This window comes from Streptomyces sp. NPDC087422, from assembly GCF_044744145.1.
Lineage (GTDB): Bacteria > Actinomycetota > Actinomycetes > Streptomycetales > Streptomycetaceae > Actinacidiphila.
The window spans coordinates 469,294-489,971 of the sequence record NZ_JBIUXT010000006.1; the positions used below are offsets into that span (position 1 = coordinate 469,294).

At 71.4% G+C, this 20,678-nt stretch carries 18 protein-coding genes; 12 read left to right on the forward strand and 6 right to left on the reverse strand.

Annotated features, from left to right (window positions below):
- Window positions 1–154: 154 nt before the first annotated feature.
- The 5 genes from yajC to ACIO6U_RS22055 all read left to right on the forward strand — a co-directional run bounded on the left by yajC (window position 155) and on the right by ACIO6U_RS22055 (window position 7,110).
- Window positions 155–628, forward strand: coding sequence for a preprotein translocase subunit YajC (yajC, locus tag ACIO6U_RS22035; RefSeq protein ID WP_355332517.1), 474 nt, complete (start codon window positions 155–157; stop codon window positions 626–628).
- Between the two features lie 78 nt (window positions 629–706).
- Window positions 707–2,473, forward strand: a complete 1,767-nt coding sequence (gene secD, locus ACIO6U_RS22040) for a protein translocase subunit SecD (protein ID WP_355332515.1) — start codon at window positions 707–709, stop codon at window positions 2,471–2,473.
- Window positions 2,473–3,669 carry a protein translocase subunit SecF gene (gene secF, locus ACIO6U_RS22045; protein ID WP_355332512.1) on the forward strand — a complete coding sequence of 399 codons (1,197 nt, stop codon included), beginning with the start codon at window positions 2,473–2,475 and terminating at the stop codon, window positions 3,667–3,669. Before secD ends, secF begins: the two co-directional genes overlap by 1 nt.
- Window positions 3,670–3,838: 169 nt before the next feature.
- Window positions 3,839–4,399: an adenine phosphoribosyltransferase gene (locus ACIO6U_RS22050; protein ID WP_401721474.1), complete on the forward strand. Its 561-nt coding sequence runs from the start codon at window positions 3,839–3,841 to the stop codon at window positions 4,397–4,399.
- Between the two features lie 380 nt (window positions 4,400–4,779).
- Complete coding sequence (locus tag ACIO6U_RS22055; RefSeq protein ID WP_355333552.1) at window positions 4,780–7,110, forward strand: bifunctional (p)ppGpp synthetase/guanosine-3',5'-bis(diphosphate) 3'-pyrophosphohydrolase; 2,331 nt, start codon at window positions 4,780–4,782, stop codon at window positions 7,108–7,110.
- 105 nt (window positions 7,111–7,215) lie between these two features.
- Here ACIO6U_RS22055 and ACIO6U_RS22060 read toward each other — a convergent pair whose 3' ends face one another.
- Together ACIO6U_RS22060 and ACIO6U_RS22065 are read right to left on the reverse strand one after the other, a co-directional pair.
- Entirely contained in the window at window positions 7,216–8,445 is a 1,230-nt protein-coding gene (locus ACIO6U_RS22060) for a DUF349 domain-containing protein (RefSeq protein WP_188285205.1), read from the reverse strand.
- Between the two features lie 143 nt (window positions 8,446–8,588).
- Entirely contained in the window at window positions 8,589–9,443 is an 855-nt protein-coding gene (locus tag ACIO6U_RS22065; protein ID WP_401721477.1) for a peptidylprolyl isomerase, read from the reverse strand.
- 266 nt (window positions 9,444–9,709) lie between these two features.
- Here ACIO6U_RS22065 and ACIO6U_RS22070 point away from each other — a divergent pair, with 266 nt between their 5' ends.
- The 3 genes from ACIO6U_RS22070 (at window position 9,710) to ACIO6U_RS22080 (ending at window position 12,455) form a co-directional block, all read left to right on the forward strand.
- The gene (locus ACIO6U_RS22070; protein WP_391046608.1) at window positions 9,710–10,420 is read left to right on the forward strand and encodes an MBL fold metallo-hydrolase; all 711 of its coding nucleotides are present in this window, start codon (window positions 9,710–9,712) and stop codon (window positions 10,418–10,420) included.
- A gap of 8 nt (window positions 10,421–10,428) precedes the next feature.
- The gene (gene hisS, locus ACIO6U_RS22075; RefSeq protein ID WP_401721480.1) at window positions 10,429–11,703 is read left to right on the forward strand and encodes a histidine--tRNA ligase; all 1,275 of its coding nucleotides are present in this window, start codon (window positions 10,429–10,431) and stop codon (window positions 11,701–11,703) included.
- Between the two features lie 101 nt (window positions 11,704–11,804).
- The gene (locus ACIO6U_RS22080) at window positions 11,805–12,455 is read left to right on the forward strand and encodes a vitamin K epoxide reductase family protein (RefSeq protein WP_355332503.1); all 651 of its coding nucleotides are present in this window, start codon (window positions 11,805–11,807) and stop codon (window positions 12,453–12,455) included.
- Between the two features lie 25 nt (window positions 12,456–12,480).
- Here ACIO6U_RS22080 and ACIO6U_RS22085 read toward each other — a convergent pair whose 3' ends face one another.
- From ACIO6U_RS22085 to ACIO6U_RS22095, 3 genes are read right to left on the reverse strand one after another with little or no spacing between them, the layout of a single operon-like run.
- The gene (locus ACIO6U_RS22085) at window positions 12,481–13,314 is read right to left on the reverse strand and encodes a 3-oxoacyl-ACP reductase (protein WP_401721485.1); all 834 of its coding nucleotides are present in this window, start codon (window positions 13,312–13,314) and stop codon (window positions 12,481–12,483) included.
- A gap of 6 nt (window positions 13,315–13,320) precedes the next feature.
- On the reverse strand, window positions 13,321–14,682 hold the full coding sequence (locus tag ACIO6U_RS22090) for an aldehyde dehydrogenase family protein (RefSeq protein WP_401721488.1): 1,362 nt from the start codon (window positions 14,680–14,682) through the stop codon (window positions 13,321–13,323).
- 11 nt (window positions 14,683–14,693) lie between these two features.
- On the reverse strand, window positions 14,694–16,067 hold the full coding sequence (locus tag ACIO6U_RS22095) for a glutamine synthetase family protein (RefSeq protein ID WP_355332496.1): 1,374 nt from the start codon (window positions 16,065–16,067) through the stop codon (window positions 14,694–14,696).
- 72 nt (window positions 16,068–16,139) lie between these two features.
- Between ACIO6U_RS22095 and ACIO6U_RS22100 the strand changes: the two genes are divergently transcribed.
- The 3 genes from ACIO6U_RS22100 (at window position 16,140) to ACIO6U_RS22110 (ending at window position 19,126) form a co-directional block, all read left to right on the forward strand.
- The gene (locus ACIO6U_RS22100) at window positions 16,140–16,961 is read left to right on the forward strand and encodes a FadR/GntR family transcriptional regulator (RefSeq protein ID WP_401721490.1); all 822 of its coding nucleotides are present in this window, start codon (window positions 16,140–16,142) and stop codon (window positions 16,959–16,961) included.
- Between the two features lie 71 nt (window positions 16,962–17,032).
- Window positions 17,033–17,755 carry a gamma-glutamyl-gamma-aminobutyrate hydrolase family protein gene (locus ACIO6U_RS22105; RefSeq protein ID WP_391160808.1) on the forward strand — a complete coding sequence of 241 codons (723 nt, stop codon included), beginning with the start codon at window positions 17,033–17,035 and terminating at the stop codon, window positions 17,753–17,755.
- A 9-nt stretch (window positions 17,756–17,764) separates the two neighbouring features.
- Entirely contained in the window at window positions 17,765–19,126 is a 1,362-nt protein-coding gene (locus ACIO6U_RS22110) for a replication-associated recombination protein A (protein WP_355348717.1), read from the forward strand.
- A gap of 12 nt (window positions 19,127–19,138) precedes the next feature.
- Here the strand turns inward: ACIO6U_RS22110 and ACIO6U_RS22115 are convergent, their stop codons facing one another.
- Window positions 19,139–19,858 (reverse strand): DUF2470 domain-containing protein, encoded by a 720-nt coding sequence (locus ACIO6U_RS22115; RefSeq protein WP_401721625.1) that lies wholly within the window; start codon window positions 19,856–19,858, stop codon window positions 19,139–19,141.
- A 133-nt stretch (window positions 19,859–19,991) separates the two neighbouring features.
- Here ACIO6U_RS22115 and rpsD point away from each other — a divergent pair, with 133 nt between their 5' ends.
- Window positions 19,992–20,606 carry a 30S ribosomal protein S4 gene (gene rpsD, locus ACIO6U_RS22120; RefSeq protein ID WP_188285197.1) on the forward strand — a complete coding sequence of 205 codons (615 nt, stop codon included), beginning with the start codon at window positions 19,992–19,994 and terminating at the stop codon, window positions 20,604–20,606.
- Window positions 20,607–20,678: the final 72 nt, after the last annotated feature.

The following is a 20,678-nucleotide window of genomic DNA, read 5'->3' on the forward strand; positions in this document are numbered from 1 at the left end:
GACTCGCCCCTTCAGGAACCCCAGTGCCATGCTTGGCGTTGTTCAGGCGGCGAGCCAGCGCTTAGACTCCGCCGACGCCCTTCCTCCGGATCGGCACCCACATCCCGAAACCCAGGCCAGCCCCACGTTGGCCGTGCGAAGGAACGTCCAGACCGTGAGTATCGTCACTCTCCTCCCCTTGGTCCTGATTGTTGGCGTCATGTTCATGATGACGCGCTCGGCCAAGAACAAGCAGCGCCAGGCACTGACCATGCGGAACCAGATGGAGCCCGGATCGGGCGTCCGCACGATCGGTGGCATGTACGCCGTGGTCAAGGAAGTGAACGAGGAGACGGTCCTCCTTGAGCTGACGGACGGGGTGCACGCACACTTCGCGAAGAACGCCATCGGCGCCGTGCTGGCCGAAGAGGAGTTCAACCGGATCGTGCACGGCATCGAGCCGGAGGAGATCGAGCACGACGACACCGAGGACACCGAAGGCGACGTCACCGCCGACGCGGCTTCCGGGGATGCCGCTGCGACGGACGACGTCAAGAAGGACGCCAAGGACTCGGGCGAGCACCGCATCGATCTGAGCAAGACCGAGGACGCGCCGGGGCAGGACGGCCCCGACTCCACGTCCAAGTAAGGGTCCGGCTCTCACAACTTCGTGGCCACCCCATGAGCGTGCAGGCTCAGGGGCGGTAGGACAGGGAGAATCAAGAAGGTGGCAGCAGCCAACAAGGGCCGCAGGCCGTCCCCGGGGAGTCAGGGATACCCCGGGCGCGCTCTGGCCGTGATCGTGATCGCCCTGGTGGCGCTGACCGGAGGAATGTTCCTCTCCGGCAACACCACTCCCCGACTGGGCATCGACCTGGCCGGCGGTGTCAGCATCACGCTGACCGCCAAGGCGGACCAGGGGAACGCGGTCACCAAGTCCAATATGAACACGGCGGTCAGCATCATCAACCGCCGTGTCAACGGACTCGGTGTCTCCGAGGCGGAGGTGCAGACCCAGGGATCGAACAACATCATCGTCAACATCCCCAAGGGCACCAACGCCGCCCAGGCCGAGCAGCAGGTGGGCACCACCGCGCAGCTCGCCTTCCGCCAGGTGCTGACCGCCGCGGACGGCAACCCGGCCACGGCCGCGCCCAAGCCCTCGGCCAGCCCCTCTGCCTCCGGCGGTACGACGCCGAAGCCGAGCGGCACGCCCAGCGCGACGGGCACCCCGAAGGCCACCGGGAGCACCACGTCCAGTCCGCAGGGCCGCGCCGTCACCGACGCGCTGAAGTCGAGTGTGAACAAGGCGCCGACACCGACGCCCACCGCGACGCCCAGCAACCCGGCGACCACGCCCGGCACGGGCGCCGCCGACCTGTCGATCCCCGCCGACCTCCAGGCGAAGCTCGACAAGCTCGACTGCACCGACCCCACGCAGCGCACCGCGGCCAGCAAGGGCACCAAGCCCGGTGACAAGGTCGTCGCCTGCGGTCAGCAGGGCAACCAGTGGATCAAGTACGCGCTCGGCCCGACGCTGATCGACGGCAAGCGCGTCTCCGGCGCCAGCGCGAACTTCGACTCGCAGCAGGGCAACGGCTGGGTCGTCAACCTGACGTTCGACTCCAAGGGCGCCAGCCAGTTCACCAAGGTCACCGGCGACCTCGCCTCCCAGGCCCAGCCGAACAACCAGTTCGCGATCGACCTGGACGGCAACGTCGTCTCGGCCCCGTCGGTCTCCCAGGCCCTGCCCGGCGGCAGCGCCCAGATCTCCGGCAGCTTCACCCAGAAGTCCGCCGAGGACCTGGCGAACGTGCTGAAGTACGGCTCGCTGCCCCTGGCGTTCTCCATCCAGGACACGACCACGGTCTCTCCCGCCCTCGGCGGCGAGCAGCTCCGCGGCGGTCTGATCGCCGGCGCCGTCGGCCTCGTCCTGGTCGTGCTCTACATGTTCGCCTACTACCGCGGACTGAGCCTGGTGGCGCTCGCGAGCCTCGTGGTCTCGGGCGCGCTCACCTACACGATCATGTGTCTGCTCGGTGAGGCGATCGGCTTCGCACTGAACCTGCCCGCGGTCTGTGGTGCCATCGTCGCCATCGGTATCACCGCCGACTCGTTCATCGTCTTCTTCGAACGGATCAGGGACGAGCTCCGTGAGGGCCGCTCGCTGCAACCCGCGGTCGCCCGCGGCTGGCCGCGCGCCCGGCGCACCATCCTGGTGTCGGACTTCGTGTCCTTCCTCGCCGCCGCCGTGCTGTTCACCGTGACGGTCGGCAAGGTCCAGGGCTTCGCGTTCACGCTCGGTCTCACCACCGTGCTCGACGTCGTCGTGGTGTTCCTGTTCACCAAGCCGCTGATGACGATCCTCGCCCGTCGCCCGTTCTTCGCTCAGGGCCACAGGTGGTCCGGTCTCGATCCCAAGGCGCTCGGCGTGAAGGCGCCGCTGCGTCGGAGCGTCCGCCACAACCGGCCCACCGAGACGAAGGAAGCCTGATGTCCAAGCTCAGCAATCTCGGTCACCGGCTGCACCGCGGCGAGATCGCGTACGACTTCGTCGGCCACCGCAAGATCTGGTACGGCGTATCGATCCTGATCACGGTCGTCGCCGCGGTCGGCCTGGTGGTCAACGGCCTCAAGCTCGGCATCGAGTTCTCCGGCGGCGCGGACTTCACCACTGCCAAGACCTCCATCTCGGTCGCGGACGCGCAGAGCAAGATCGAGGGCCACACCGCCGGCCACGACGCGACGATCCAGAAGCTGGGCAGCGGAAAGCTCCGCATCCAGGTCAGCGACATCTCCACCGAGGCGTCCAAGTCCGTCCAGCAGAACATCTCCAAGGAACTGGGCATCCCGCTCAAGGACATCGACGCGCAGATCGTCGGTCCGAGCTGGGGCAAGGAGATCTCCCACAAGGCCCTTCAGGGTCTGATCATCTTCCTGGTGCTGGTGGTCGCCTATCTGGCCATCGCCTTCGAGTGGCGCAAGGCCGTCGCGGCACTGATCGCCCTGCTCCACGACCTCACGATCACGGTCGGTGTCTACGCCATCGTGGGCTTCGAGGTCACACCGGGCACGGTGATCGGTCTGCTCACCATCCTCGGTTACTCCCTCTACGACACCGTCGTCGTCTTCGACGGTCTGAAGGAGTCCACCAAGGACATCACCAAGCAGAACAGGTACACCTACAGCGAGATCGCCAACCGCAGCCTCAACGGCACCCTGGTGCGGTCGATCAACACCACGGTCGTCGCCCTGCTGCCGGTCGGCGCGCTGCTCTTCATCGGTGGCGGCATCCTCGGCGCGGGCATGCTCAACGACATCGCGCTCGCGCTGTTCGTCGGCCTCACCGCCGGTGCGTACTCCTCGATCTTCATCGCGACCCCGATCGTCGCGGACCTCAAGGAGCGCGACCCGGCGATGAAGCAGGTCCGCAAGCGGGTGCTCGCCCGCCGGGCCTCCGACGCCACGAAGGCCGCCGAGGCGGCCGCCCGCGGCGAGGAGCCCGCCGACCCCGAGGACGGGGACGGGGACGACGACGACCAGGCGGAAGCCGCAGCGGCCGGCGCCGGTGTGGTGGGCCCGCGGGCCCAGGGCACCGCCCCGGGCAGCCGTTCCGGCGGCACCCGCGGCGCGTCCGCCAACCGCGGTACCCGTGGTGGCCGCAACCGCCCCTCGGGCAAGCGGCGCTGACCGTGAATCGCCGCCGCCCGGTCGACACCGACCGGGCGGCGGCGATTTTCCGTTTTCCGACCCTCATCGACCGACCCTCGTCGACCGATGAGCGCTCCATGGCCCGAAGCGCCGTGGAACGACAAGCACGTCATGGACCGACGCGACATGAACCGACGAAAGTAGCGCGATGACCACCACGGACGCAGCCTCCGCCGAGCTCAGGGAACTGCTGCTCGGCCGCATCCGCGACGTTCCGGACTACCCCCAGCCCGGCGTGATCTTCAAGGACATCACCCCGCTGCTGGCCGACCCCGCCGCCTTCAGCGCCCTGGTGGACGCGCTCGCCGCCCTGTGCGCGCGGCACGGCGCCACCAAGGTCGTCGGCCTCGAAGCCCGCGGCTTCATCCTGGCCGCCCCGGCCGCCGCCCGCGCGGGCCTCGGCTTCGTCCCGGTCCGCAAGGCGGGCAAACTGCCCGGAAAGACCCTGGCGCAGTCGTACGACCTGGAGTACGGCACCGCCGAGATCGAGGTGCAGGTCGACGCCTTCGCCGAGGGCGACCGCGTCCTGGTGATCGACGACGTCCTGGCCACCGGCGGCACCGCGGAAGCCTCGCTGGAGCTGATCCGGCGGACCGGCGCGACCGTCGCGGGCGTGGCCGTCCTGCTGGAGCTGGGCTTCCTCGGCGGCCGGGCGCGGCTGGCCCGGGTCCTGGGGGACGCCCCCCTGGACACCCTCGTCGCGATCTGACGCGCTCCGGGCCGCGTACGGGCTCTCGGGCCGCGTACGGGCTCTCGTACGCCATTCGGGTCCGCGGGGCCCGGTTACGGCCTCCTACGAGCGTCCTGCGGCCCCGCACGGCGTACGCGGGGCCCGTACGGGGCCCTGAGGCGGGCGCCCGGCGGGCTCGGGCGCCCGCCTCTCGCCGCAGGTCGATACCATGGAACTTCTACCCCGCGTGAGGAGTGCTCTTGCCAGACCAGGCCCAGCCACTCGACGCCGCGGGCGGGAAGGAACCGGCCGCGGGTGGCACGGGGACGTCCGCCGACAGCCGGACCGCCGCACCCACCCCCGCTCCCGCGCCCGCCAAGCCCGCCGCGCCCGAACCGGCCGCGCCCGCCGTACGCCCGGTGCGTACGCCCGGCAGCGTCGCGCCGACGCGTCCCGGGGCCTCCTCCAGCCGCGTCCGTGCCCGCCTCGCCCGGCTCGGCGTGCAGCGCTCCAGCCCGTACAACCCGGTGCTCGAACCGCTGCTGCGCGTGGTGCGGGGCAACGACCCGAAGGGCGACAGCGCCCAGCTCCGGCAGATCGAGCGGGCCTACCAGGTCGCCGAGCGCTGGCACCGCGGCCAGAAGCGCAAGAGCGGCGACCCGTACATCACGCACCCGCTGGCCGTCACCACGATCCTCGCCGAACTGGGCATGGACCCCGCCACCTTGATGGCCGGGCTGCTGCACGACACCGTCGAGGACACCGAGTACGGCCTGGACGCGCTGCGCCGCGACTTCGGCGACCAGGTGGCGCTGCTGGTCGACGGCGTCACCAAGCTCGACAAGGTCAAATTCGGTGAGGCCGCGCAGGCCGAGACCGTGCGCAAGATGGTCGTCGCGATGGCCAAGGACCCCCGCGTCCTGGTGATCAAGCTCGCCGACCGGCTGCACAATATGCGCACGATGCGCTATCTCAAGCGCGAGAAGCAGGAGAAGAAGGCCCGCGAGACCCTGGAGATCTACGCCCCGCTGGCGCACCGGCTGGGCATGAACACCATCAAGTGGGAGCTGGAGGACCTCGCCTTCGCGATCCTCTACCCCAAGATGTACGACGAGATCGTCCGGCTGGTCGCCGAGCGCGCCCCCAAGCGCGACGAATACCTCGCCGTGGTCACCGACCAGGTCCAGCAGGACCTGCGCGCCGCCCGGATCAAGGCCACCGTCACCGGCCGCCCGAAGCACTACTACAGCGTCTACCAGAAGATGATCGTCCGCGGCCGGGACTTCGCGGAGATCTACGACCTGGTGGGCATCCGCGTCCTGGTCGACACCGTCCGCGACTGTTACGCGGCGCTCGGCACCATCCACGCGCGATGGAATCCGGTCCCCGGCCGGTTCAAGGACTACATCGCGATGCCCAAGTTCAACATGTACCAGTCGCTGCACACGACGGTCATCGGGCCCAGCGGCAAGCCCGTCGAACTGCAGATCCGTACCTTCGACATGCACCGCCGCGCCGAGTACGGCATCGCCGCGCACTGGAAGTACAAGCAGGAGGCGGTGGCGGGCGCCTCCAAGGTGCGCACCGACAGCCCGCGGTCCGACAAGAAGGACGACGCGGTCAACGACATGGCGTGGCTGCGCCAGCTCCTGGACTGGCAGAAGGAGACCGAGGACCCCGGCGAGTTCCTGGAGTCGCTGCGCTTCGACCTCTCGCAGAGCGAGGTCTTCGTCTTCACGCCCAAGGGCGACGTGATAGCGCTGCCCGCGGGCGCCACCCCGGTGGACTTCGCGTACGCCGTGCACACCGAGGTCGGCCACCGGACCATAGGCGCCCGTGTCAACGGCCGCCTCGTACCGCTGGAGTCGACGCTCGACAACGGCGACACCGTCGAGGTCTTCACCTCCAAGGCCGCCGGGGCGGGGCCGTCCCGCGACTGGCTGGGCTTCGTCAAGTCGCCGCGGGCGCGCAACAAGATCCGCGCCTGGTTCTCCAAGGAGCGCCGCGAGGAAGCGGTCGAGCAGGGCAAGGAAGCCATCGCCCGCGCGATGCGCAAGCAGAATCTGCCGATCCAGCGGGTGCTCACCGGCGACTCGCTGGTCACCCTCGCGCACGAGATGCGCTACCCCGACATCTCCGCGCTCTACGCGGCGATCGGCGAGGGGCACATCACCGCGCAGTCCGTCGTGCAGAAGCTGGTCGACGCGCTCGGCGGCGAAGAGGGCGCCACCGAGGACATCGCGGAGATCACCACCCCCACACAGGGGCGCACCAAGCGGCGGGCCAACGCCGACCCCGGTGTCATCGTCAAGGGCGCCAGCGACGTCTGGGTCAAGCTCTCCCGCTGCTGCACCCCGGTGCCGGGCGACCCGATCATCGGCTTCGTCACCCGCGGCAACGGCGTCTCGGTGCACCGCGCCGACTGCGTCAACGTGGACTCGCTCTCGCAGCAGCCCGAGCGGATGATCGAGGTCGAGTGGGCGCCCACCCAGTCGTCGGTCTTCCTGGTCGCCATCCAGGTCGAGGCCCTCGACCGGTCCCGGCTGCTCTCGGACGTCACCCGCGTGCTGTCCGACCAGCACGTCAACATCCTGTCCGCGGCCGTCCAGACCTCCCGCGACCGCGTCGCCACCTCCCGCTTCACCTTCGAGATGGGCGACCCGAAGCACCTGGGCCACGTCCTGAAGGCGGTACGCGGCGTGGAGGGCGTCTACGACGTCTACCGGGTGACCTCGGGCCGCCAGAGGTAAGCGAGGCCGCGGGCGGGCGGGCACGACCCACCACCGGCCCGCGGACGCCCGACGGCCCCGGCACTCACCATGAGTGCCGGGGCCGTCGGGCGTGCGAGCGGCCGGTCAGCCGCCGAACTCGCCCATGCCCTTCAGGGCCGCGTCCAGCAGCGCCTGACGCCCGTCAAGCTCCGACTGGAGCTTGTCCGCCTTCGCGGTGTTCCCCGCGGAGCGCGCCGCGTCGATCTGCTTCTGGAGCTTCTCGACCGCCGCCTGGAGCTGGCCGGTCAGACCGGCCGCTCGCGCCCGGACCTCGGGGTTGGTGCGCCGCCACTCGGCTTCCTCGGACTCGGCCAGCGCACGCTCCACCGCGTGCATGCGGGCCTCGATCCGCGGCCGCGCGTCCCGCGGCACGTGCCCGATGGCCTCCCAGCGCTCGTTGAGCGAGCGGAAGGCGGCACGCGCCGACTTCAGCTCGGTCACCGGGAGCAGCTTCTCGGCCTCGACGACCAGCTCCTCCTTGAGCGCGAGGTTGTCGCGCTGCTCGGTGTCCCGCTCGGCGAACACCTCGGAGCGGGCGGCGAAGAAGACGTCCTGGGCGCCGCGGAAGCGGTTCCACAGATCGTCCTCGGCCTCGCGCTGCGCACGCCCGGCCGCCTTCCACTCCGTCATCAGCTCGCGGTAGCGGGCCGCGGTGGGCCCCCAGTCCGTCGAGTTCGACAGCGACTGCGCCTCGGTGACCAGCTTCTCCTTCGTCCGCCTGGCCTCCTCGCGCTGCGCGTCGAGCGACGCGAAGTGCGCCTTGCGGCGCTTGGAGAACACCGAACGGGCGTGGCTGAAGCGGTGCCACAGCTCGTCGTCCGCCTTGCGGTCGAGTCGCGGCAGGCCCTTCCATGTGTCGACCAGGGCGCGCAGCCGCTCGCCCGCGGTCCGCCACTGCTCGCTCTCGGCGAGCTGCTCGGCCTCCGCGACAAGCTGCTCCTTGGCGACCTTCGCCTCTTCGCTCTGCTTCGCCCTGGCCGCCTTGCGCTCCTCGCGCCGGGAGTCCACCAGCGCGACCAGCGCGTCGAGCCGTTCGCCCAGCGCCGCCAGATCGCCCACCGCGTGCGCCTCGGTCACCGAGACGCGCAGGTGCTCGATCGCGGCCAGCGCGTCCTTGGGCGCGAGATCGGTGGTCCGCACCCGTCGTTCGAGGAGGCCGATCTCCACGACGAGTCCTTCGTACTTGCGCTCGAAGTAGGCGAGCGCCTCCTCAGGAGAACCCGCCTGCCACGAACCGACCTCCTTCTCCCCGTCGGCCGTACGCACGTACACGGTCCCCGTCTCATCGACGCGGCCCCACGGGTCGCTGCTCACAGCGCCTCCTCCACGTGATGCCCGGCCGGCTCACGGCCGGACATCTTCCACAGAATTTCACCGGTTGGGCCGCACGCCCTGACCGGTCCAACGCCAACATAGGCGACCAGCACCCCGGCTGTCCGCATCCGATGCGGGCCCAATCAGGATTTGCTGACGGTCGCCTTGTTGATCACCACGGTCGCGTTCGGCGCGGTGTTGCCCGTCGTCTGGTCGGCGGGCTGGGCGCCCGCGGCGGCGATTTTGTCGAGCACCTTCATACCGGCGGCGTCGATCGTGCCGAACGGCGTGTAGCTCGGAGCCAGCGGGCTGTCCTTGTAGACCAGGAAGAACTGGCTGCCGCCGGTGTGCGCCTGGCCGGTGTTGGCCATGGCCACGGTGCCCGCCGGGTACGTCACGGTCTTCTGCGCGTCGGCCTTGCCGAACGCCGTCAGATTCTCGTCCGGGATCGTGTAGCCGGGGCCGCCGTTGCCCTGCGCGGTCGGGTCGCCGCACTGGAGGACGAAGATGCCCTCGGTGGTCAGCCGGTGGCACTTGGTGTGGTCGAAGAAGCCCTTGTCCGCGAGGAACTTGAAGGAGTTCGTGGTGTCGGGGGCCTTCGCCGCGTCCAGCGCGATCGGGATCGAGCCGCAGGTCGTCTGGAGCGTGAAGGTGTACTTCGCGCTCTTGTCGATCGCCATCTTCGGCTCGGTCTTCCACTGCTCCGTGCCCGGCGCGCCCGCGTCCGCCTTGCCGCACGGGTCCGGCGCCTTCGAGGGGGTCGCCGACGGCGACGCGCTGGCGTTGGCCGCCGCGTCGTCCGTGGACTTCTTCTTGCTGTTGCTGTCGAAGGCGCCCAGGCCCCAGGCGGAACCGCCGCCGATGACGACCACGGCGAGCACGGCGGCGATCACCGAATTGCGCGTCCGCGACTTGCGGCGCATCTGCACCCGCCGCTGCTGCTGCCGCTCGAACTTCTCCCGGGCGAGCTGCCGCCGCCGCTGATCCTTGGTGACCACTTCGCCGTCTCCCGGTCGTGTCTCGTGAGTGCTGTGCGATGACTGTGTTTCCGCTGTCCACGACCTGTCGGCAGGCCGTGTGCCGCGGTGCGCTCGAACGCGAATACGCGTGCCGCAGATCTTCGCGGCATGCGCGTCCCCCGTCCAGTCCGCACGCGGTCCGATGAGGGCACAATACGAGTTCGCTGCGGCGGTACGGCGGCCGGTAGGCTCGTGAACGGCCGATATCTCCCGCGGCCGACACCGCGGACGACAGAAGGACGAACGTGCTCATTGCCGGGTTCCCCGCCGGGGCCTGGGGCACCAATTGTTATGTGGTCGCCCCCGCCGCGGGTGAGGAGTGCGTGATCGTCGACCCGGGCCACCTCGCGGTCCAGGGCGTCGAGGACACCCTCGCCAAGCACCGACTGAAGCCCGTCGCCGTCATCCTCAGCCACGGCCACATCGACCATGTCGCCTCGGTCGTACCGGTCTGCGGCGCGCACGACGTGCCCGCCTGGATCCACCCCGAGGACCGGTACATGCTCAGCGACCCCGAGAAGGCGCTCGGCCGCGCCATCGGGCAGCCGCTGATGGGGGAGCTGACCATCGGCGAGCCCGACGACGTCAAGGAACTGGCCGACGGCGCCGCGCTGACGGTTGCGGGTCTGGAGTTCTCCGTCGCGCACGCGCCCGGCCATACCAGGGGGTCGGTGACGTTCAGGCTGCCAGAGACCGCCGACATCCCGTCGGTGCTGTTCTCCGGCGACCTGCTCTTCGCCGGCTCCGTCGGACGCACCGACCTGCCCGGCGGCTCCATGGCCGAGCTGTACGAGTCGCTGGCGCGTGTGTGCCTGCCGCTCGACGACTCGACCGTGGTGCTCTCCGGCCACGGCCCCCAGACGACCATCGGCCGCGAGCGCGCCGCCAACCCCTACCTGGGTGAGGTGGCCCGCGGCCCAGGAGCCGGAGACCCGGCTCCGCGACGAGGATTGTGACGGATTCAGTGAGTTCCGCCGTACGCGCCTTCCAGGCCCCCAAGGGCACCTACGACCTGCTGCCGCCCGACTCCGCGGTGTTCCTCGCGGTGCGCGAGGCCATCGCCGCGCCCGCCCGCCGGGCCGGTTACGGCTATGTCGAGACCCCCGGTTTCGAGAACGTCGAACTGTTCTCCCGCGGTGTCGGGGAGTCCACCGACATCGTGACCAAGGAGATGTACACCCTCACCACCAAGGGCGGCAGCGAACTCGCGCTGCGCCCCGAGGGCACCGCCTCCGTCCTGCGCGCGGCCCTCCAGGCCAACCTGCACAAGACGGGGAATCTGCCGGTCAAGCTCTGGTACTCCGGCTCCTACTACCGCTACGAGCGCCCGCAGGCGGGCCGCTACCGGCACTTCTCGCAGGTCGGCGCGGAGGCGATCGGCGCCGAGGACCCGCTGCTCGACGCGGAGCTGATCATCCTGGCGGTGGACGCGTACACCGACCTCGGGCTGCGCGACTTCCGGCTGCTGCTCAACTCGCTCGGCGACCGCGAGTGCCGTCCGGTCTACCGGGCCGCCCTCCAGGACTACCTGCGCGGCCTGGACCTGGACGAGGAGACCCGCGCCCGGATCGAGATCAATCCGCTGCGGGTGCTCGACGACAAGCGCGACTCCGTACAGAAGCAGCTCGCCGACGCGCCGCTGATCCGCGACCACCTGTGCGAGGCGTGCAAGGCGTACCACGAGGAGGTGCGCGCGCTGCTGACCGAGGCGGGCGTGGCCTTCGAGGACGACCCCCGGCTGGTGCGCGGCCTGGACTACTACACCCGCACCACCTTCGAATTCGTCCACGACGGGCTCGGCTCGCAGTCCGCGGTCGGCGGCGGCGGGCGCTACGACGGGCTCTCCGAGATGATCGGCGGCCCGGCGCTGCCGTCGGTCGGCTGGGCGCTGGGCGTGGACCGTACGGTGCTCGCGCTGCGCTCGGAGGGCGTGGAACTGGCCCTTCCCGCGGTCACCGACGTCTACGCCGTACCGCTCGGCGACGAGGCGCGGCGGGCGCTGTTCGGCACGGTCACCGCGCTGCGCAGGGCCGGGATCGCCGCGGACTTCGCCTTCGGCGGCAAGGGCATGAAGAACGCGATGAAGTCCGCGAACCGCTCCGGCGCCCGATTCGCGCTCGTCGCGGGGGAGCGGGACCTCGCCGAGGGCGTCGTCCAGCTCAAGGACCTGGGCAGCGGCGAGCAGACGGCGGTCCCGCTCGCCGAGGTGGTCGCGAGCGTCAAGGCGCGGCTCGTTTGACCCTCTTCCGTGTACCAGGGCGTGCAGGACTTATCCAGTCCTGACCGCCCTGGTGCACAATGTTGGGTGCCCGCTCCCCACGACCTAAGAGATCGGCGATCATGACGACTTCCGCGTTGGACGAGACGCGTACGGACGGCGGCGCCGAGGACGAGCGGCGGCCGGCCGACGGCATCGGAGCAGGGCGCGCGTACACCTGGCTGCTGCTGATCTGCGGCCTGCTCGGCACGGTCGCCGCGTTCGTGATCACCGATGACAAGTTCAAGCTGCTGGAAGACCCGAATTACACCCCCGCGTGCAGCCTGAACCCGATCATCTCCTGCGGCAACATCATGAAGAGCGAGCAGGCCCACGCGTTCGGCTTCCCGAACCCGATGATCGGCATGATCGCCTATCCGGTCATGATCTGCGTCGCGATGGGCATCCTGGCCGGCGCCCGCTACCGTCCCTGGTTCTGGCTCGGCCTCCAGGCGGGCACCCTGTTCGGTGTCGGATTCTGCACCTGGCTCCAGTACCAGTCGCTCTACAGCATCGGCTCGCTCTGCCTGTGGTGCAGCCTCGCCTGGGTCGTGACCATCGCCGCGTTCTGGTACACGGCGGTGCACAACGTCAAGCACCGGATCATCAAGGTGCCCGAGGGCGCGCGCACCGCCGTGCTGGAGTTCCACTGGGTCGTGCCGGTGCTCTGGTACGGGGTGCTCATCCTGCTGATCCTGACCCGCTGGTGGTCGTACTGGAAGACGCTGGTCTGAGCGGGTCCGCCGAGCGGCCCGCCCGCTACAGCGGCGTGACGTAGGCGCCGGAGATGCCGCCGTCCACCAGGAACTCGGCGGCGGTGATGAATCCGGCGTCGTCGCTGGCCAGGAACGCCACGGCGGCGGCGATCTCCTCGGCCGCCGCGAACCGCCCCAGCGGAATGTGCACCAGCCGCCGCGCCGCCCGCTCCGGGTCCTTCGCGAACAGCTCGCGCAGCAGCGGGGTGTCCACGGGCCCGGGGCACAGCGCGTTCACCCGGATCCCCTCGCGGGCGAACTGCACGCCCAGCTCCCGCGTCATCGCCAGCACCCCGCCCTTGGACGCGGTGTACGAGATCTGCGAGGTCGCCGCGCCCATCACCGCCACGAACGACGCGGTGTTGATGATCACCCCCTTGCCCTGCCGCCGCATGTACGGCAGCGCGGCCTTGCAGCACAGGTAGACCGACGTCAGATTGACCTCCTGCACCCGGCGCCATGCGTCCAGCCCGGTGGTGAGGATCGAGTCGTCGTCGGGCGGTGAGATCCCCGCGTTGTTGAAGGCGATGTCGACCGAGCCGTAGGTGTCGTGGGCGGCCTTGAACAGCGCCTCGACCTGCTCCGGGTCGGTCACGTCGGTGGCGACGAAGAGCCCGCCGGTCTCCTCGGCCGCCGCCCGCCCGCTGTCCTGGTCGATGTCGGCGACCACGACCCTGGCCCCTTCCGCGGCGAACCGCCGCGCCGTGGCCAGGCCGATGCCGCTGCCGCCGCCGGTGATGACGGCGGTACGGCCGACGAGGCGGCGGCAGACCGGCTGCTCCGTCCCGGCGGCGGCAGCCGTGCCGGTCACGTCTGTGCTGTCTGTGGTCTCGGGCATACCCTGCTACTCCTCGGTGCCGATGAAGACGTTCTTGGTCTCGGTGAACGCGGTGAGCGCGTCGGGTCCCAGCTCGCGGCCGAGCCCCGACTGCTTGAAGCCGCCGAAGGGCGTCCAATAGCGCACACTGCTGTGCGAGTTGACGGACAGATTCCCCGCCGCGACACCGCGCGCGAGCCGCAGCGCGCGGCCCAGGTCGCGGGTCCACAGCGAGCCGGACAGGCCGTACGGTGTCGCGTTCGCCAGCCGCAGCGCGTCCGCCTCGTCGTCGAAGGGCAGCACGACCGCCACCGGGCCGAAGATCTCCTCGGTGGCCGCTGGCGCGCCGGGGTCGGCCGGGGCGAGCACCGTCGGCGGGTACCAGAAACCGGGGCCCTCGGGCGCGGAACCCCGTGCCACGACTGGCAGTTCGGGCGTGACGTAGCCGCGGACCCGCTCGCGCTGGGCCGCCGAGATCAGCGGGCCCATCGCGGTCGCCGGGTCCGCCGGGTCGCCGACCCGCACCGCCCGCACGCCGGAGGCCAGCAGGTCGAGGAAGCGGTCGTAGACCTCGCGCTGCACCAGCAGCCGGGTGCGGGCGCAGCAGTCCTGGCCCGCGTTGTCCAGGAACGCCATCGGGTCCGCGGCGCGCTCCAGATCGGCGTCCGCGAAGACGACGTTGGGGCTCTTGCCGCCCAACTCCAGCGTGAGCCGCTTCACTTGGGCCGCACACCGCTCCATGATCCGCTTGCCGACCGCCGTGGAGCCGGTGAAGACGATCTTCCGTACGTCGGGGTGGTCGACCAGCCGCGCCCCGGCGACGGGACCCGCGCCGGGCACCACCTGGAACAGGCCCTCGGGCAGCCCGGCGGCCAGGGCGAGTTCGGCCAGCCGCAGGGCGGTCAGCGGGGTGGTCTCCGCGGGCTTGAGCACGACGGCGTTGCCCGCGGCCAGCGCGGGGGCGAAGCCCCAGGCGGCGATCGGCATCGGGAAGTTCCACGGCACGATGACGCCGACCACGCCGAGTGGTTCGTGGAAGGTCAGGTCGAGGCCGCCCGCCACCGGGATCTGACGGCCGCTCAGGCGCTCGACGCCGCCCGCCGCGTACTCCAGCAGGTCCCGGACGTTGCCCGCCTCCCAGCGGGCGTTGCCCACGGTGTGGCCCGCCTCCCGCACCTCCAGCGCGGCCAGTTCCTCCAGGTGCGCGTCGACCTCGGCGGCGAACCGCCGCAGCAGCCGGGCGCGTTCACCCGGCGCGAGCGCCGCCCAGCCCCGCTGGGCCCGCACCGCGGCGGCGACCGCCGCGTCCACGCCCTCCGGGGAGGTCGCCGCGACCGTCGCGACGACCTCCTCGGTGGCGGGGTTGAGTACGTCGTGGCTCTCCTGCATCCCGTCCGCCCTTACATCCGCTCGAAGGAGCGGAACCGCTCCCAGTCCGTGACCGCGGTGTCGAACTGCCGCTGCTCGATCCGCGCCATGTTCGCGTAGTGCGCGACGACCTCGGGGCCGAACACCTCACGGGCCAGGTCGCTGCCCGACCACAGCTCGGCGGCCTCCCGCAGCGATCCGGGCACCCGCTCGTACGACTCCGTGTACGCGTTGCCCGTACACGGCTCCGGCAGCTCCAACTCCCGCTCGACGCCGTGCAGTCCGGCCGCGACCATCGCGGCGACCGCCAGATACGGGTTCACGTCGCCGCCCGGCACCCGGTTCTCCAGCCGCAGCGACGGGCCGTGGCCGACCACGCGCAGCGCGCAGGTGCGGTTGTCCCGGCCCCAGGCGACCGCGGTGGGCGCGAAGGAGCCGGGGCGGAACCGCTTGTAGGAGTTGATGTTCGGCGCGAAGAACAGCGAGAACTCCCGCAGGGCGGCGAGCTGTCCGGCCAGGAAGTGCCGCATCAGCGGGGACATCGCGGTGGGGGAGTGGTCCTCGGGGTCGGCCATCGCCGGGGCGCCGTCCGCGTCCCGCAGCGACAGGTGGATATGGCAGGAGTTGCCCTCGCGCTCGTTGAACTTCGCCATGAAGGTGACCGCCATGCCCTCCTGCGAGGCGATCTCCTTGGCGCCGGTCTTGTAGACGCTGTGCTGGTCGCAGGTGGTCAGCGCCTCGTCGTAACGGAACACCACCTCGTGCTGGCCGAGGTTGCACTCGCCCTTCGCGGACTCCGGGACCAGCCCGGCGCCCGCCATCTCGTTGCGGATGCGGCGCAGCAGCGGCTCGACCCGGGCGGTGGCCAGCACCGAGTAGTCGGCGTTGTACTGGTTGGCCGGGGTCAGCCCGCGGTAGCCGCTGTCCCACGCCCGCTCGTAGGTGTCGCGGAAGACCAGGAACTCCAGCTCGGTGCCCGCGTGCGCGGTCAGGCCGTGCCCGGCGAGCCGGTCGAGCTGCTGCCGCAGGATCTGCCGCGGCGAGGCACTGACCGGGCTGCCGTCCTCCCACGTCAGATCGGCCAGCAGCAGCGCGGTGCCGTCCTGCCAGGGGACGCGGCGCAGCGTCGAGGGATCGGGGCGCATCGCGAAGTCGCCGTAGCCCCGCTCCCAGGACGACATCGCGTAGCCGTCCACCGTATTGAGGTCGATGTCGACGGCGAGCAGGTAATTGCACCCCTCCGAGCCGTGCGGCAGCACCTCCTCCAGGAAGAACGGAGCCGCGAACCGCTTGCCCTGGAGCCGCCCCTGCATATCGGTGAAGGCCAGGACGACGGTGTGGATCTCGCCCGCCGCCACCAGCGAGCGGAGCGCGCCGACGGACAGGGCTGGAGTGTGTTCTGCCACAGCGGAACCTCTCGGATCGGTCGGAAGACTTAAGGTATGGCTGTGAACCATTGAAGGGAAGGGGGCCTCGCCATGACGGAGCGGATGACGGAACCGATGGCCGATTCGACGGCCGAGCCGGCGGCCGGGTCAGCGGCCGGGCGGCCGGCGGAGCCCCCGGCGCTGGCCGCCGATCCGCTCGACACGGTGCTGCGCCCGGTGCGCGGCGGCAATGGCTTCGAGGAGGCCGTGGAACGGCTGCTCCAAGTGGTCCGGCTCGGCCTGGTCCCCGCCGGCGGACGGCTGCCACCGGAACGGGAACTCGCCGGGCGGCTGGCGATCAGCCGGGTCACCCTGCGCGAGGCGCTGCGCGTGCTGCACGAGCAGGGCCTGGTCGAGAGCCGCCGCGGTCGCCAGGGCGGCACCTTCGTCCGGCCGAGGCCGCCCGGCGCGGACGGCCCGCCCGTGGACGCGGCGGGCCTGGGCGCGGCAGGTCTGGACGCGGCGGCCCTGGACGACGTGCTCCGCTTCCGCGAGGTGCTGGAGGTGGGCGCCGCCGGGCTCTGCGCCCGCGCCCGCCTCACCGGAGCGGACGCCGACCTGCTGCGGGCCCGGCTGCGCGCCACCGGGGACGCCTCCATCGAGGACTACCGGCGCGCCGACACGCTCCTGCACCTCGCGATAGCCGAGCTGTCCGGCTCCCCCTCGCTGGCCCGCCAGTACGCCGCCGTCCGCGCCCGGGTCAACCAACTCCTGGACGGCATCCCCATGCTGGTCCGCAACATCGAGCACTCCCAGGGCCAGCACGCCGCCCTGGTCGCCGCCGTCCTGGCCGCCGACGAAACGCGGGCGCGGCAGACGATGCGGCAGCACCTCGCGGGCACGGCGTCACTGCTGCGGGGCTTTCTGTCCTAGCGCCGGGGCGGAAGATCGCGCCGGTTAAGGTACGAGTCCGGACCATTGGCCGACGCGGGAGGACGGGGACGGTGCCGAGGACGCTGCTGGTGGGGGTCACCACCTATCTGGAGCGGGCGCGCTGGGGGCTGTGGGACACCTCGGCCGTCCTGCTGCCCGCCGTCTACCCGCGCCTGGTGCAGGCCGCGGGCGCCGTCGCCGTCCTGCTGCCGCCCGACGCGGCCGAGCGCGCACCGGCGGCCGTCGCGCGGATGGACGCGGTGATCGTGGCGGGCGGCCCCGACATCGCGCCCGAGCACTACGGCGCACCACGGCACCCGCGCACCGGGCCGCCCGCACCGGAGCGCGACGGCTGGGAGTCGGCCGTCCTGCGCGCCGCGCTGGACGCGGCCGTCCCCGTCCTCGGGATCTGCCGCGGCATGCAGCTCATGAACGTGCTGTACGGCGGCACGCTCGTCCAGCACCTGCCGGACCGCGTCGGCCACGACGCCCACGCCCCCGGGCCCGGCGTCTTCGGCGAGCACCGCGTCACGCCCGTGCCCGGCACCCTGCTGGCCCGCGTGCTGCCGGGCCCCCAGGACGTGCCCACCTACCACCACCAGGCCGTCGACCGCCTCGGCGACGGTCTCACCGCCGCCGCGCACGCCGACGACGGCACCGTCGAGGCCGTCGAGGCGCCCGGCGAACGCTTCGCCCTCGGCGTGCAGTGGCACCCCGAGAACGGCACCGACCCGCGCCTGGTCCACGCCCTGCTCGCCGCCGCCGCCGACCGGGCTGTCACACCCAGCGCATAGGCTGCCGGAGTGGAGCCAGATCTGTTCACCGCAGCCGCAGAGGACCGTCACGAGCGGGATCCGGGCAGCAGCCCGCTCGCCGTACGGATGCGGCCCCGTACCCTCGACGAGGTCGTCGGCCAGCAGCACCTGCTGCGCCCCGGCTCCCCGCTGCGCCGCCTGGTGGCCGACGGCGGGGGACCGGCGGGCGCGTCCTCGGTGATCCTGTGGGGGCCGCCGGGCACCGGGAAGACCACGCTGGCGTACGTGGTCAGCAAGGCCACCGACAAGCGCTTCGTCGAACTCTCGGCGATCACCGCGGGCGTCAAGGAGGTCCGCGCGGTCATCGAGAGCGCCAAGCGCCAGGCGGGCGGGTACCAGCGCGAGACCGTGCTGTTCCTGGACGAGATCCACCGCTTCAGCAAGGCCCAGCAGGACTCCCTGCTGCCCGCCGTCGAGAACCGCTGGGTCACCCTGATCGCGGCCACCACGGAGAACCCGTACTTCTCGATCATCTCGCCGCTGCTGTCCCGCTCCCTGCTGCTCACCCTCGAACCGCTCACCGACGACGACCTGCGCGGTGTGCTGCGCCGCGCGGTGACCGACGAGCGCGGTCTGGGCGGCGCGGTGACGCTGCCGGACGACGCGGAGGAGCACCTGCTGCGGATCGCCGGCGGCGACGCGCGGCGCGCCCTGACCGCCCTGGAGGCGGGCGCGGGCTCCGCCCTGGACAAGGGCGAGGACACGCTCACCCTGGCCACCCTCGAAGAGTCCGTCGACCGGGCCGCCGTGCGCTACGACCGCGACGGCGACCAGCACTACGACGTGGCCAGCGCCCTCATCAAGTCCATCCGCGGCTCCGACGTGGACGCCGCCCTGCACTACCTCGCCCGCATGATCGACGCGGGCGAGGACCCGCGTTTCATCGCGCGGCGCCTGATGATCTCCGCCAGCGAGGACATCGGCCTCGCCGACCCCACCGCCCTGCCCACCGCCGTCGCCGCCGCCCAGGCCGTCGCCATGATCGGCTTCCCCGAGGCCGCGCTGACCCTCAGCCACGCCACCATCGCGCTGGCGCTCGCGCCGAAGTCCAACGCGGCCACCACCGCGATCGGCGCGGCGCTGGCGGACGTACGGGCGGGCAAGGCGGGACCCGTGCCCGCGCACCTGCGCGACGGCCACTACAAGGGCGCCGCCAAGCTCGGCCACGCCCAGGGGTACGTCTACCCGCACGACGTGCCCGGCGGCATCGCCGCGCAGCAGTACGCGCCGGACGAACTGCGCGACCGCCGCTACTACGAGCCGACCCGGCACGGCACGGAGGCCCGTTACGCGGACGTCCTGGACCGGGTCCGCGCCCGGCTCGCGGGCGAGGCCCCGGCCTCGGACTGACCCACCCCCGGATCAGCAGTCGCGGGCCGCGTCGAAGAGGGCGTGCATCGAGCGGCGCAGCCCGTCGCGGTCGCGGACGGGCTCGGGGAAGTCGAAGCGGGCGTCGAAGACGCTGTTGCCGCCGGTGAAGCGCACGCGCAGCCCGAAGCGGTCGAGCGCCAGCGGCACGGCGCTCAGCGTCGGGCGCGAGCCCGCGAAGGCGCCGTCGCAGGACGCCTCGCGGCGGCCGACGAGGGCGCACAGCAGACCCACCTGGGCGCTGTGGGCGGCGGCGAGGTGCTGGAGCAGTTCGCTCTCGTACTCCGCGAGCGGGTCGGCGGCGGCGTCGGCGAACTCGTCGGGCTCGACCAGGGCGGCGCCCCACAGGTCGTCCAGTGAGATCTCGCCGGTCTCCAGGCGGAGCAGCGTCGTACCGGACTCCATCGCGCCGCCCGGGACGGGTGTCAGCCAGCCGGCGACCCAGGCCCTGCCGCGGATCCGGTGCGGCACCGCGACCGGCGCCACATCCGTGATCTCCAGCACAGCCTCGATCTCCTCGCCGCCCGCGGCCCGCACCACGCGCACGGCGGGGGATTCGTCGGGGAACAGCAGGAACACGTCGCCGGTGGGCCCCACGGAGCGGCGCACCGGGGTCATGACGTCGGATCCGGCCGTGGCCAGGCCGGGAATCGTCACGACGGCGGACGAGTTATTCTCGACGAGAGTTCGCGCGCGTTCGGCTGCCGAGGGCAGCCGGGGCGCTTCTTCCACTTCGGGACGCGGCTGACCATGTGCTGGTACGCCAGGCATGGGGTTCCCGGGTCGAAACATGCGTTCTCCTCAGCTAAGGTAAGCCTTACCTAATTTACACGGAGGTTCCACGCACGTGAATCAGTCGCGTCCCAAGGTCAAGAAGTCCCGGGCGCTGGGCATCGCGCTCACCCCCAAGGCGGTCAAGTACTTCGAGGCCCGCCCCTACCCGCCCGGTGAGCACGGTCGCGGTCGCAAGCAGAACAGCGACTACAAGACCCGGCTGCTGGAGAAGCAGCGGCTGCGCGCGCAGTACGACATCAGCGAGCGGCAGATGCAGCGCGCGTACGACCGCGCCAAGAAGGTCTCCGGCAAGCGGACCGGCGAGGCCCTGATCATCGAGCTGGAGCGGCGCCTGGACGCCCTCGTGCTCCGTGCCGGTCTGGCCCGGACGATCTACCAGTCCCGCCAGATGGTCGTGCACGGCCACATCGAGGTCAACGGCCGCAAGGTCGACAAGCCGTCCTTCCGGGTCAGCCCGGACGACGTCGTGACCGTCCGCGAGCGCTCCCGCGAGAAGACGCCGTTCATCGTCGCCCGCGAAGGCGGCTGGGCCGGTGAGGGCGAGGCCCCTCGCTACCTCCAGACCAACCTCCAGGCCCTCGCCTTCCGCCTGGACCGGGACCCCAACCGCAACGAGATCCCCGTCATCTGCGACGAGCAGCTCGTCGTCGAGTACTACGCCCGCTGACCCCCTCCTGGGAGGTCGCCGAGGTGGGGCGCCGCGCTCCGTACGGGAGGCGGTCGCCCCCCGGGGGCCCGG

What these genes read in the sequence shown, in the direction of transcription:
- secF (WP_355332512.1), top strand. Translation starts at nt 2,473, where the DNA reads ATGTCCAAGCTCAGCAATCTCGGTCACCGGCTGCACCGCGGCGAGATC.
- ACIO6U_RS22100 (WP_401721490.1), top strand. Translation starts at nt 16,140, where the DNA reads ATGACGGAGCGGATGACGGAACCGATGGCCGATTCGACGGCCGAGCCG.
- ACIO6U_RS22080 (WP_355332503.1), top strand. Translation starts at nt 11,805, where the DNA reads ATGACGACTTCCGCGTTGGACGAGACGCGTACGGACGGCGGCGCCGAG.
- ACIO6U_RS22050 (WP_401721474.1), top strand. Translation starts at nt 3,839, where the DNA reads ATGACCACCACGGACGCAGCCTCCGCCGAGCTCAGGGAACTGCTGCTC.
- ACIO6U_RS22085 (WP_401721485.1), bottom strand. Translation starts at nt 13,314, where the DNA reads ATGCCCGAGACCACAGACAGCACAGACGTGACCGGCACGGCTGCCGCC.
- ACIO6U_RS22090 (WP_401721488.1), bottom strand. Translation starts at nt 14,682, where the DNA reads ATGCAGGAGAGCCACGACGTACTCAACCCCGCCACCGAGGAGGTCGTC.